A 12,277-nucleotide genomic window follows, 5' to 3' on the forward strand; every position below is an offset into this window, starting at 1 on the left:
GCTCGCACACCGCCCGCTCTTCGACGGCCGACAGGCTGGTCACGAGGTTGTGCGGCCGGTGCGAGCGGTCCTCGACCGTGGTGCGGCCGCGCCAGCGATAGATCGTGGTCTCGCTGACCCCGAGTTCGGCCGCCAATTCGGCGACCGACTTCCTGCTGCGCTGGATGTAGGCACGCGTCTTCGGCGTCGTCGTGGCGTTCGCGTGCAGGTTCAGTTCCATGACACGAGGCGCTCCCTAACAAAGGCCACGCCTCGTTCTACACCGATTCCATCCAACCAATCAGCAGGGATCAAACACTTTCGCAGGGACGACACCGTTTTCGTGGCTACAAATGCGCCAGATAATGCGCGAGCGCAGTGATCTCTTCGTCGCTCAGCGGATAGGCGACATCGGCCATCGCGGCCTGTGCCCCGCCGGAGCGCTGGCCCGACTTGTAATCGTGCAGCGCCTTGACGAGATATTCCTCGCGCTGGCCGGCGATGCGGGCCACCGCCTTGGTGCCGGCAAACGTGTCGCCATGGCATGAGGCGCAGCGGCGGCCGGCGGCGGCCTGCTTGCCCTTTTCGGACAAGTCCGGATTGTCGTCCTTGCCGCCCTTGAACGGCGTCAGCGACGCGAAATATGCGCCGAGATTGCGGATGTCGTCGTTGTTGAGCTGCTCGACGATCGGCTGCATCTGCTCGTTCTTGCGCGCGCCGGCGCGGAAGAACACCAGCTGCCATTGAACGTACTGGTCGAGTTGGCCGGCGAGCGAGGGAATGTTCTCGGTCTGCGAGATGCCGTTGTCGCCGTGGCAAGCGGCGCAGACTTCGGCCTTCGCCTTGCCGGCGGCGACATCGGCGGCGTTGGCGGACGACGCAACTACGATCACCGCCGCGAACAGGATTGCAAAGGACGCAACACGCATTGCCAGTTTTCTCCACGGGTCATTGCCGGGCTTGGCCCGGCAATCCATCTGGCTTGCAGAGGGGTTTTTGTTTGGATGGATGCCCGGATCAAGTCCGGGCATGACGAGTCTGTTCCGTCGTTGGGCTTGCCGAACCACGTAAAGGGGGCTGCGGCTGCCTGATCGGCCACCGCAGCCCCGCATTGTTTCAACCGTTACTTCTTGCTGTAGCTGATGCGATAGATCGCACCGGCCCAGTCGTCGGCGACGAGGATCGAGCCATCCTTGTCGAGCAGGATGTCGGCGGGACGGCCGAGATAGCCCTGGTCACCCTCAATCCAGCCCGAAGCGAAGATGTCCTGCTTGGCGTTCTTGCCGTCGGGGCTCGCGGTGATCTTCACGATGCGGCCGCCCTGGTACTTGTGCCGGTTCCAGGAGCCGTGCTCGGCGATCAGGATGCTGTTCTTGTACTCGGCCGGGAATTGGCTGCCGGTATAGAACTTCATGCCGAGCGGCGCGACGTGCGCACCGAGATTGTAGACCGGCGGGGTGAACTCCGAGCACTTGTGGCCCATCGCGAACTTGGTGTCCGGCAGGTTACCCTGGTGGCAATAGGGATAGCCGAAGTGCTCGCCGATCTTCGAGATCATGTTGAGCTTGTCGCTCGGCAGGTCGTCGCTGATCCAGTCGCGGGCATTCTCGGTGAACCAGTACTTGCCGGTGCGCGGATCGACGTCGCCGCCGACCGAGTTACGCACGCCAAGCGCCCAGATCTCCGCGTTGCCGGTCTTCGGATCGACGCGGCGGATCTGCGACACGGAGGTCGGCGGGATGCCGATGTTGAAGGGCGGGCCGAACGGAATGTAGAACCAGCCGTCCTTGTCGACGGCGATGTATTTCCAGCCATGCGCCGCGTAGGACGGCATGTCGTCATACACCACCTTGCCGCTGCCGAGATTGTCGAGATTTGCCTCGGCGTTGTCATACTTGATCAGCTTGTCGACCGCGATGACGTAGAGCGCGCCGTCGCGGAAGGCGAGGCCGGTCGGCATGTTGAGGCCCTTGAGGATGGTTTTGACCTCTTTCTTGCCGTTGTTGTCCTTGATCGCATAGACGTTGCCGAGCCCGAACGAGCCGACGAACAGCGTACCCTTGTCGCCCCAGGCCATCTGCCGCGCGGCGAGCACGTTCGAGGCATAGACCTCGATCTTGAAGCCCGGCGGCAGCTTGATCTTCTTCATCATCGCCGCGAGCTCGGAATCGGACGCGCCGGTCGGCGGACCGGACGGCGGGGCAAGGCCCTTCTGCGCCTCGGTCTCATCGCCGAGGAACCAGTCATCCGGCGGATGGGTCCAGAATTCCTTGGTGCCCGATTCGTACTTCTTCAGCGCACGATTCTTGTCTGTCTGTTGCTGCGCACTGGCGAAGGTCGTCCCCGCCAGCAGCGCGATCGCCGCGAACGCAAGTATTGATCGATTGAAAGCGGATTTCATCGCGTCACTCCCCTACGCAAGCCGTTGCAGCTTGCCTGTTATTGATTTTGAACGCCCTGAGAGATGATGGTGGCGGTCTGTGAGGTAGGTCAGACGGCAAAATGGTAGCACATCCATCGACGCTGAAAAGCGCGTGGAGCGGTGTGCGCTGCGTCAAAACTAGTTGAGACGAGATTTGAGACGAAGTTTTCCTGAGCAGCCTGCCTGATTACAAGGCATTCTGCACCGCAACGTGATATTCGAATGAAGCTAACGCTCGTGATCGCCGCTATCGCGACGACAGGCGCGCCAGACCGAGCGCTTGCGCCTTGGCCTTCGACAGCGGCCTGAACAACACGCTGCGCCGCTGCCCGCTCGTGATCGCCGCGATCTTGAAGCCGTCATCGGCGGCGATGATGTCGCCGGTCCGAAGCGTCATGTCGTCCTCGATCGCGATCGGCGACAGGCCGGTGGACGCGCCGGCGCTGCACGAGCATTGCGGCACCATCTCGCGCTGGAAGCGGAATGCATTGGCGAGCGTCTTGTAGGTCTCGCCCGCTTCGGTTCTGGCGCTGTCGATATCGGACCCGGAGTACAGCTTCACCTCGGCGGCGGGACAGGCCGCCTCGCATGCCTTGACGTCCGCCGTCTCGCTCACGCGCGACAGCGGAAAGAAGCGGCCGTCGCAGGTCCTGACGCAGAAGTTTTGCTGGCCGCCCCGGTGCGACCGCGTCGTGATGTAGACCCGCGCTCGCGGCCGTTCGGCCGACTCGAAGTCAGGCGCCGGCCCAAAGCCAAAGCCGGGCATGGGAGAGAAGCTGGGCGCCGGGGCATACGCCGAGTCGCTCGGCAATTGCTGCGCCGATACGCCCGAACATGTCCAGACGCCGACGAGCACGACCAGCGCAGCAACGTTTGCGCGAGCCAAGCGGCGATTTAACCCGGGAGCCGGCTTCCAACTGATCGACATCGTTCACGCGCTTGCCGCGCCGGCAAAACCGGCCGCAACCATTCCAACGTCAACACAACCACAGATTTCTATCAGTTTTGAGAATGCATCGTCTGTCGGTTAACAAAAGCCGGAAACCGCCACGACGGGCCGCGGCATCTTGACCTCGCGATCGCGGCTTGGAGATGCGGCCTGCGGCCGGACAGCAAGAAGCCCGCGCCAACGGGCGGGGCCTCATCAGCGGGCCTTCATCAGACTGTCAGCTCGGTCAGCGAGAAGTTTTGGAGCGGGCGAAGGGGCTCGAACCCTCGACCCCGACCTTGGCAAGGTCGTGCTCTACCACTGAGCTACACCCGCATCCGAAATGGCGGCGATCGCTCGCCGGCAACGGCAGACCTATGCCAAAAGCTGTCTGTGAATGCAACACAAGAGCGCGGTCCGAACCTCACGAAATCGCACGGTTTCTCTAAAAATTGACCCCGAATCGGCCGAAACCGGCCGTGCCGCCGATTTCTTTTTAGATTTCCGCCGGAACCTGCCTCAGGGCCATCTCATCCCGGAGCGATTCGAGCCAGGTCTCGAACCAGCCGGTCAGCGTCTGCGTCAGCTCGACGCGGCGGGTCGGGTCGCAATCGAACACGGCCGACCATTCGATAAACGCCCGGTCGCCGTCGATCACCGGGGTTACCCGCAGGGTCGCGCTGAAATCCGTCACCGGCAGGGTCGGGGTGTCGACAAATTCGTAGGTCTGGAAGCGTTCGACGTCGGACTGCGCGAGCAGCCGCTGCCGGATCCGCCGCTCCCGGTACAGCACATTGCGCACGGCCCCGACGCTATCGCCGGATTTGCCGTCCTCGATCTCGCTCGTCCCCGCGCCATGGACCCAGACCGGGTAATTGTTGAAATCGCGGATGATTTTCCAGACCTCGCCGGCCGGCTGCTCGAACACCGTGCTGTAATAGGCCTTTGCCACGGGCGCTCCCCTGCTGCCATGAAGGATCGCCATCATCGGCCGTTCCGCGGCACCAACCCACCCGATCTCCGATGGAACGGGACCGGCGGCCAAGCGATTGAATTTTGCTGGCTGACTGCCATTTACGGAGCATGATCCCGGAAACCGGTTCCCCCTTTTCCGGGATCATGCTCTAGCTGACAGAACGGCTGAACGTGCCGTTCCGGGCGTGCTAGAACGCCCCCGGATTTCCGACCTCAGAAGCAGGCGAGGACAACGTGACGATAATGGAGCAGGGCGGCCCCACGCCCGAGGCAGCGCCCGATCTGATCAAGGAGACGACGACCCAGACCTTCGTCAAGGACGTCATCGAGGAATCGCGCCGTCAGCCGGTCATGATCGACTTCTGGGCGCCGTGGTGCGGTCCCTGCCGCCAGCTCACGCCGATCCTGGAAAAGGCGGTTCGTAACGCCAAGGGCCGGGTCAAGCTGGTCAAGATGAACATCGACGAGCATCCGCAGATTCCCGGCCAGATGGGCATCCAGTCGATCCCGGCCGTGATCGCCTTCGTGGGCGGCCAGCCCGCCGACGGCTTCATGGGCGCGGTGCCGGAGAGCCAGATCAACGCCTTCATCGAGAAGATCACCAAGGGCGTGCCGGCCGCCGGCGAGCCCAATCTCACCGAGATCCTGGCCGAGGCCGACGCCGTGCTTGCCGAGGGCGACGCCGCCCAGGCCGCGCAGATCTATGCCGAGGTGCTGGCGCACGACGCCACCAACATCGCGGCCCTCGCCGGCCTCGCCAAGTGCTACGTCACGTCGGGTGCGATGGAGCAGGCCAAGCAGACGCTGGCGATGGTTCCGGAATCCAAGCGCAACGACGCCGCGGTGAAGGCGGTGCAGGCGGCGATCGATCTCGCCGAACAGGCGGAAGCGGTCGGCCCGGTCGCGGAGCTGGAACAGAAAGTCGCCGCAAACCCGCTCGATCATCAGGCCCGATTCGATCTCGCCACCGCGCTCAATGCGATGGGCAAGCGCACGGAGGCGACCGAGCAATTGCTCGCCATCGTCAGGCGTGACCGCAAGTGGAACGACGACGGCGCGCGCAAGCAGCTGGTGCAGTTCTTCGAGGCGTGGGGCGGCACCGATGAGGCAACCGTCGAGGGGCGCAAGCGGTTGTCGACCATCCTGTTCTCGTAAAGCACGCCCGTCACAGCAGCGGGACCGCAGATGCCGATCAATGCCGAATATCGCGGACCCGGCGAGCTCCCGGAGGTGATTCCGGTGTTCCCGCTGCCCGGCGCGTTGCTGCTGCCGCGCGGCCAGATGCCGCTCAACATCTTCGAGCCGCGATATCTCGCGATGATCGACGACGCGCTGCGCGACGGCCATCGCCTGATCGGCATGATCCAGCCCGACGTGGCGCATTCGCAGAAAGAGGCGAAGCCGGCCCTGTTCCGGATCGGCTGCGTCGGCCGCATCACCCAGCTCGCCGAATCCGGCGACGGCCGCTACATCCTGGAGCTGACCGGCGTGGCGCGCTTCAAGGTGGTCGAGGAGCTCACCGTGCAGACGCCGTACCGGCAGTGCAAGGTCGACTTCTTCTCCTTCGTCGGCGACTTCACCGCGCGCAAGGGCGAGGAGGCCGTCGACCGCAAGGCGCTGCTCGAAGTGCTGGCCGATTTCCTCGAAGCCAACAATCTGAAGGTCGACTGGGAAGGTATCGAGTCCGCGCCCAACGAGGCGCTGGTCAACGCGCTGGCGATGATGTCGCCCTATGGTCCGGCCGAGAAGCAGGCGATGCTCGAGGCGCCGGACCTGAAGACCCGCGCCGAGATCCTGATCGCGGTTACCGAGATGGATCTCGCCAAGAAGCGCACCTCGGGCGACCCGCCGGTGCAGTAAGGCGCTTTCGAGCGAAGCGGCTACCGGTTCGCGTGAAGAAAGCGCGGCAGACCAAAAAGCGTCTCGCCCATCAGCGATTGCGCAGTTGCTTGCGGCCGGTGAACATCGCGCGCACCAGGTTCTGACGCTGCAGCAAGCCGACCACGATGACCCCGAGCACGTGCAGGGCGACCAGGATGATGACCGCATCCGAGGCATAGGCGTGGGTGTCCTCGACCCACCAGACACCGAAGAAGGTCACGGTGACCTCCATCGCGCCCGTGATTGTCGAGATCGCAAGCAGGAACAGCAGCGCCACCAGCATCACGGTGCCCGCGGGGTTGAGCCCGATATAGCGCCCGGTGATGCCGCGGCGGAGATTCCAGATGTAGCGCGGCGCCGCGCGCAGGCGGATGCCGAGCCTGCCGAAACGCGCGTAGCGCGTGCCAGCAAAGCCCCAGATCAGCCGGAACGCCAGCAGCCCGATCACCGAATAACCCGCCAGCCGGTGCAGCCGGTCATAGGTGCTGGGCGTCACCCAGGCGACCAGGACGAGGATGGCGAGCGCCCAGTGCCACAGCCGTAGCGGCAGGTCCCAGACCTGCACGCTGGTCGCGCCGCGGGCGCCCGGCGCCGCCTTCGTCATCGCGCCTGCTTCACTTCGCGATGGTGTGCTTCAGGCTGAGATCTTCCGGGCTGTAGAACAGCTCGTAGAGCTTGCCTTCCTTGACGCCGTACACCTCGTAGCAGGAGCCCTCGATCTTCGACCGGCGCACCTCATAGCCGAGCGCCTTGGCCTTGGCTTCGGCTTCGCTTGCCGGCTTCCACGACGCCTTGTCGAGCTTGGTGCAATTCTTGTAGCCGTCGGCGAACGCCGCCGATCCGGTCAGCCCAAGAACGCTCCCAAGGACGCATGCTGCAAGCGCAGCGCTCAAAATCACTCTCACGCGTATCTCCCCTCCGTTGACAATCATGCCCACAACGCCTTCGCGCAGGGCACATGCGTGAAGAATGCTGAGGCGATTGCCAAGTCAAGGAAGCGCCGCGGAGGCTGGCTTTAGAGGAATTCTAACGGTCGCGAAAACCGCTTTGCGCTCTACGCGCAGTTTGGTTTTGACGGCGTGCTGCGGCCTTACGCCTCATGCGTATCGGGGCCGCCCGGCGCAGCCGGTCGATCAGGACGCGGCACCCGCCATTGCGAGACGAACCGCAGGCCGTTCGGCCGCTGCCGGGGTTCGCCCGCCGATCATCTGTGCGACCTTCTCGCTCTGCACCGGCGGGCTGAAATGGAAGCCCTGCACTTCCACGCAGGCGTCGGCGCGGAGGATGTCGAGCTGCTCCCTGGTTTCGACGCCTTCGGCCGTCGTGGTCTTGCCGAGGCTGACGGCAAAGCGAACGATCGCGCGCGCGATCCGGCGCGACTCGTCCGATGCGCCGGAGAGCTCGGAGACGAAGCTGCGGTCGATCTTGACCTTGTCGAACGGAAACTTCTGCAAGAAGCTCAGCGACGAGTAGCCGGTGCCGAAATCGTCGAGCGCGATCCGCACCCCGAGATCGTGCAGTTGGCTAAGCGCGGTAAACACCGCTTCGCTGTCCTGAATGATGGCCGTTTCGGTGACCTCGAGCTCGAGGCGCTCCGGCGAAATTCCGGCACTCGCCAGCGCGTGCACGATCACCGGGACCAACTCCGGACTCCTGAACTGCACAGGCGACAGGTTGATCGCGATCTTGAGGTCGTCGGGCCATTTGGCGGCTTCCGCACACGCGGTGCGCAGCACCCATTCCCCGAGCGGCACGATCAGGCCGGTCTCCTCCGCCAGCGGAATGAACTGCGCCGGAGATACCATGCCGCGTTGCGGATGGTGCCAGCGGAGCAGCGCCTCGAAGCCGCAGGTCTCCCCGCTCGCGACATGGATGAACGGCTGATAGTGCAGCTCGAACTCGCCATTGGCGAGCGCACTACGCATGTCGCGCTCGAGACTGCGCCGGGCCTGCAGCAGCCGATCGAGCTCCGGCTCGAAGAAGCGGAACGAGCCGCGCCCGCCGCTCTTGGCCGAGTAAAGCGCGAGATCGGCGCTGCGCAGCACCTCGTCCGAATCGGTGCCGTCGCGCGGTGCGATCGCAATGCCGATGCTGGTCGTGGTGGTCACCCGGTGATCACCGAGATCTATCGGCTCGCTCAGCGCCTTCCTGATCTTCTCGGCGAGCAGGCCTGCTTCCGTGACCGGATCGCCGACATAGTCGATCACCGCGAACTCGTCGCCGCCGAGCCGCGCAACCAGCGTCGTATCGCTGACGCACCTGCGCAAGCGCGCGGCCACCGACTTCAGCAGCGCATCGCCCGCCGGATGCCCGAGCGTGTCGTTGACGTCCTTGAAGCGGTCGAGATCGAGCATCAGCACCGCAAGGCTCGGTCCGCCGCACCGGGCACCGGAGAGCGCGCGCTCCATCCATTCCTTGAGCAGCACGCGATTCGGCAGATCGGTCAGCGCGTCGTGCTGCGCCATATAGGTGATCTTGGCCTCGGAGCGCCGCTGCTCGGTGACGTCGCGATGCGTCGCCACCCAGCCGCCGCCGGGCATCGGCTGCCGCGTCACGCAGATCAGGCGGCCGTCGGCGAGCTCGTCGACCCGGCTGCTGATCTCGCCGGCCGGGAGCGCGTTCAATGTCGCGAGCACCTGCGTCGCGGCGCTGTCGCTGGTCTCGCCCTTGAGAATGCCGTTGGCGATGCGATGCCTGATGATCTCGCGATGGGCCGTGCCGGGCAGCAGCAATTCCGGCGGCAGCCGGTACATCTTGGCGTAGCGATCATTGCAAACGACGAGGCGCTTCTCCGCATCGAACATGCAGAGGCCCTCGCCCATGTGGTTGATCGCGGTATCCAGCCGGAACCTCTGCTCCTCCAGCTCCTTCTGCGACGCCTCGACCTGCTGTCGCGCCGACGAAAGCTGGCTGATGATCTCCTCGAAGCGGCGGGTGCGAAGCGCCAGCCGGCGATCCGCGAGCACGCCGACCAGGCTCATCCCGAGCACCGACAGCGCCACGCCGGCGATCACGATGGCGAGGAAGGCAGGCGAGAGCGACAGGGCCGCCGGAGCCTGCAACGGATCCGGGACGATCTCGACCGCGCCCATCGCGGTGAAATGATGCGACACGATCGCAAGCGTCAGCAGCAGCGCCGCGACGAGCGACATCCAGCGGTCCTGACGGCGGACCGCGATCGCCAGCGCAGCGTAGCCGAACAGCATGCCGAGCACGACGGAGGCCGCCACGAGATCGAGCGACCAGACCACGTGGCCCGGTACTTCCAGCGCCCACATCCCGAGATAGTGCATGCTGGCGATGCCGGCTCCGATCACGGCGCCGCCGACCGGCGCGCGCCAGCGGCTGGAGTCGCTGGCGGCAAGGCCAAGGCCGCCGGATGTCAGCATCATCGCCGCGGCGAGCGACAGCGCGGTGAGGACGATGCCGTATCCGGTCGGGATTCCCGGCTCATAGGCCAGCATGGCGATGAAATGCGTTGCCCAGATGCCGTAACCGATGGCGGCTCCCGCGATCGCAATCCAGATCAGCCGCGTCCTCGCCTGCGATGCAATTGCACGATGAAAAATATTGACGGCCACAATGCTGGCGACGAAGCAGACCAGTCCGGCGAGCAGAACGAGCCGCCAGTCATGCTCACCTGAAAGGCACGTAAAAACACGAAACATGCGTCGGTCCATGGTTGTCCGTACGCACAGGCTAGGCTGATTGAATTGTATTCTCGATAATATTCTGCAACTTTCAGTGGCATGGTTATCCGCGCGTAAGCCGATTCCGCACCGAAATTGATGACTCCATAAATTTCACAATCATGCGCGATCCGCGCGGCTTATCCTGCCAGCGGAACGAGTACGGTTTCACCGGTTGCAACCAGCGAGGTCTCACCCTGCTCGTTCTCCGCAAAAAGTTCCGCGCGCGCGAAGACCTGCCTGCGTCCGGCACGCAATGTGGTGCCTTTCGCGATGAAGCAGCGGCCCAGCGCGGGCTTCAGGCAATTCATCGAGAAATGCGATGCGGTGACGGAACCTGCGATCGACGCCGCGGCAAAGCCGCAGGCGGTGTCGAGCAGCGCCGCGATCATTCCGGCGTGCAGGTGTCCCGCATATTGGGTGAGATCGTCGCGCCAAGGCATGCGCAGTTCCACCGTGCCGGTGCCGGCGGAGACGACCTCGAAGCCGGCAAGCCGATTGAAGGCCGCCGACGCATTGGTCGCAACGAGACGTTCGAGATCGACGCCCGGGCCAGTCGTCATGTAAAACTCCATTGCGGAGGCCGCCGCTCGAGATTCGCCCTGACGGCCTCGATGTGATTGGGCGAGCCGAGCAGAAACGCCTGTTCGGCGGTTTCGGCTGCAAGTCCGGTCGCCGCATCGCGATCGGCTGCAAGATTGAGCAGCCGCTTGGCGGCGCGGATCGCATCCGGGCTGCGGTCCGCGATCGCGCGCGCCGTCTCCAGCGCGGCCTCGCGCGGCTGTTCGACGATCCGGGTGGCGAAGCCGTACCCGAGCGCGTCGTCCGCGGAAAAGACGCGCGCAGTATAGGTGAGTTCACGGACCACATCCTCGCGCGCGAGATGGCGCATCAGCTGCGTGCCGGCCATGTCGGGCACCAACCCCCATTTGGCCTCGATGATCGCAAGGCGTGTGCCGGGTGCGAGATATCTGATGTCGGCACCGAGCATCAGCTGAAAGCCGCCGCCGAACGCGATGCCGTGGACGGCGGCGATCACCGGCACCGGCAGCTCGCGCCAGAGCCACACCAGATGCTGCGCAAAGTTCGCAATGCCGTGGGTCCGCCGGCCGAGATCGGCAAAGGGCAGGATGGATTCGCCCTCCGTCGTTGCGATCAGACGCTCCATGTCGAGGCCGGCGCAGAAGGCCTGCCCTTCGCCCGAGAGCACCACAGCGCGGAGCTTGCGGTTGTCCGCGAGCTGCGCACCGATTTCGGCGATCGCGGCGAACATCGCCGGATCGAGCGCATTGAGCTTGTCCGGGCGGTTGAGCCTGACGTCCGCGACGCCATCGGCGATGCTGAGGCTGATGCGATCGCTCGTCATGATCGCCCTCGCTAGTAGCCGGCGGCGGCGAGCGCCACCACGGCGCTCATCGCCATCCAGCCGAAGTGGCGGCCGCGGGTCGCCACCGCGTTGGCGAGCGCCGCGACGCCGAACACGACGCCGAGCGTCGCCACGATCCAGTGCCGCGCGGCGTCGGAGGCCATCGCAGGCGCGGCGATCAGCAGCACGCCGCCGCCGATCCAGGCGACGGTGCCGGCCTGATAGACCAGGCGTAGCAAGAGCCGCAGCCGCGGCGGCTCGACGGTGGCGCGCGCGAATATCCTGGTCTCGCCGAGCACGCCATGGATCAGGCTGACCAGAATGGCGACGATGCCGGCGCCCTGCAGCAGAAGATCACGCATCGCGAAGCCTCCATACACTACTGTATGGATATGATACCAGCCGCTGGCGCCTGTCAATACACTTGTGTATGGTGGGCGGCGCGGATGGGGAACCATGACGGAACAGCTCTCGGTCAAGGACTGGCTCGATCAGGGCCTGAAGACGCTGGCGCGACGCGGCTTCACGGCGCTCAAGGCCGAGCCGCTGGCCAAGGCCATGGGCGTCTCGCGCGGCAGCTTCTACTGGCATTTCGCCGACATCGGCGCCTACCGCGCGGCGATCCTGACCCATTGGCGCGAGGTCGCGGCCGAGCAGGTGATCGCCGAGCTCGAGACCATTCCGGAAGGCGGCGACGCGCTGGCGCTGTTGCTGCGCCGCGCCTTCTCGGCGCGGCTGGCGCTGGAACGCGCGGTGCGCAGCTGGGCCACCGCCGATGCCGTGGCGCGCGCCGCCGTGCTCGAGGTCGACCAGCGCCGGATCGGCTATATCGAAACCCTGCTCCGTCAGGCCGGAGTCGACGACGACGTGGCGCGCGGCCGGGCGCAGATCTTCTACTGGGCGTTCATCGGCTACGCGCTGTCCGAGCAGGCGCTGCCGAAGCCGCGTCAGCAGGCCGCGATCGACGAGCTGCTGCGGATGGCCAAGCGCTGACAGCTGACATTTGGATGTGCTAGATCACGGCGAGCCGGAGAGTC

General features: G+C 65.0%; 15 protein-coding genes and 1 tRNA gene. 4 read left to right on the forward strand and 12 right to left on the reverse strand.

The genetic code is table 11. From position 1 onward, the window contains the following. The 4 genes from PMN64_RS05840 to PMN64_RS05855 form a co-directional block, all read right to left on the reverse strand. The coding region (locus PMN64_RS05840) for a helix-turn-helix domain-containing protein (RefSeq protein WP_411780016.1) at positions 1–220 on the reverse strand (220 nt) is incomplete at its 3' end. Between the two features lie 106 nt (positions 221–326). Then, entirely contained in the window at positions 327–908 is a 582-nt protein-coding gene (locus PMN64_RS05845) for a c-type cytochrome (RefSeq protein WP_411780017.1), read from the reverse strand. Positions 909–1,102: 194 nt separating this feature from the next. Beyond that, positions 1,103–2,380 (reverse strand): PQQ-dependent sugar dehydrogenase, encoded by a 1,278-nt coding sequence (locus tag PMN64_RS05850; protein WP_411780018.1) that lies wholly within the window; start codon positions 2,378–2,380, stop codon positions 1,103–1,105. A 268-nt stretch (positions 2,381–2,648) separates the two neighbouring features. Beyond that, positions 2,649–3,167 (reverse strand): DUF2865 domain-containing protein, encoded by a 519-nt coding sequence (locus tag PMN64_RS05855; RefSeq protein ID WP_411780019.1) that lies wholly within the window; start codon positions 3,165–3,167, stop codon positions 2,649–2,651. Here PMN64_RS05855 and PMN64_RS05860 point away from each other — a divergent pair. Continuing rightward, on the forward strand, positions 3,166–3,432 hold the full coding sequence (locus tag PMN64_RS05860; RefSeq protein WP_411780020.1) for a hypothetical protein: 267 nt from the start codon (positions 3,166–3,168) through the stop codon (positions 3,430–3,432). The genes PMN64_RS05855 and PMN64_RS05860 overlap by 2 nt on opposite strands. A 158-nt stretch (positions 3,433–3,590) precedes the next feature. Here the strand turns inward: PMN64_RS05860 and PMN64_RS05865 are convergent. Then, positions 3,591–3,665 (reverse strand) — tRNA-Gly (locus PMN64_RS05865). Between the two features lie 160 nt (positions 3,666–3,825). After that, entirely contained in the window at positions 3,826–4,374 is a 549-nt protein-coding gene (locus tag PMN64_RS05870) for an SRPBCC family protein (RefSeq protein ID WP_411780021.1), read from the reverse strand. A 164-nt stretch (positions 4,375–4,538) separates the two neighbouring features. Here PMN64_RS05870 and trxA point away from each other — a divergent pair, with 164 nt between their 5' ends. Continuing rightward, the gene (trxA, locus tag PMN64_RS05875) at positions 4,539–5,459 is read left to right on the forward strand and encodes a thioredoxin (protein WP_411780022.1); all 921 of its coding nucleotides are present in this window, start codon (positions 4,539–4,541) and stop codon (positions 5,457–5,459) included. 30 nt (positions 5,460–5,489) lie between these two features. Continuing rightward, complete coding sequence (locus tag PMN64_RS05880; protein WP_411780023.1) at positions 5,490–6,164, forward strand: LON peptidase substrate-binding domain-containing protein; 675 nt, start codon at positions 5,490–5,492, stop codon at positions 6,162–6,164. A 70-nt stretch (positions 6,165–6,234) separates the two neighbouring features. Here the strand turns inward: PMN64_RS05880 and PMN64_RS05885 are convergent, their stop codons facing one another. From PMN64_RS05885 to PMN64_RS05910, 6 genes are all read right to left on the reverse strand, one after another. Beyond that, entirely contained in the window at positions 6,235–6,789 is a 555-nt protein-coding gene (locus PMN64_RS05885) for a cytochrome b/b6 domain-containing protein (protein ID WP_304498009.1), read from the reverse strand. Between the two features lie 10 nt (positions 6,790–6,799). Continuing rightward, entirely contained in the window at positions 6,800–7,090 is a 291-nt protein-coding gene (locus tag PMN64_RS05890) for a PepSY domain-containing protein (RefSeq protein ID WP_038382790.1), read from the reverse strand. Positions 7,091–7,318: 228 nt separating this feature from the next. After that, the gene (locus tag PMN64_RS05895) at positions 7,319–9,853 is read right to left on the reverse strand and encodes an EAL domain-containing protein (RefSeq protein WP_411780024.1); all 2,535 of its coding nucleotides are present in this window, start codon (positions 9,851–9,853) and stop codon (positions 7,319–7,321) included. A gap of 161 nt (positions 9,854–10,014) precedes the next feature. Beyond that, positions 10,015–10,437, reverse strand: coding sequence for a PaaI family thioesterase (locus tag PMN64_RS05900; protein ID WP_411780025.1), 423 nt, complete (start codon positions 10,435–10,437; stop codon positions 10,015–10,017). Then, positions 10,434–11,240, reverse strand: a complete 807-nt coding sequence (locus PMN64_RS05905) for a crotonase/enoyl-CoA hydratase family protein (protein WP_411780026.1) — start codon at positions 11,238–11,240, stop codon at positions 10,434–10,436. Before PMN64_RS05905 ends, PMN64_RS05900 begins: the two co-directional genes overlap by 4 nt. 11 nt (positions 11,241–11,251) lie before the next feature. Continuing rightward, a complete protein-coding gene (locus PMN64_RS05910) occupies positions 11,252–11,602 on the reverse strand; it encodes a hypothetical protein (RefSeq protein WP_411780027.1) in 351 nt (116 codons plus the stop codon). Between the two features lie 94 nt (positions 11,603–11,696). Between PMN64_RS05910 and PMN64_RS05915 the strand changes: the two genes are divergently transcribed. Continuing rightward, the gene (locus PMN64_RS05915; RefSeq protein ID WP_411780028.1) at positions 11,697–12,233 is read left to right on the forward strand and encodes a TetR/AcrR family transcriptional regulator; all 537 of its coding nucleotides are present in this window, start codon (positions 11,697–11,699) and stop codon (positions 12,231–12,233) included. The last annotated feature ends 44 nt before the right edge of the window (positions 12,234–12,277 follow it).

Origin of the sequence: Bradyrhizobium sp. UFLA01-814, assembly GCF_046718885.1 — a bacterium.
GTDB lineage: Bacteria > Pseudomonadota > Alphaproteobacteria > Rhizobiales > Xanthobacteraceae > Bradyrhizobium > Bradyrhizobium elkanii.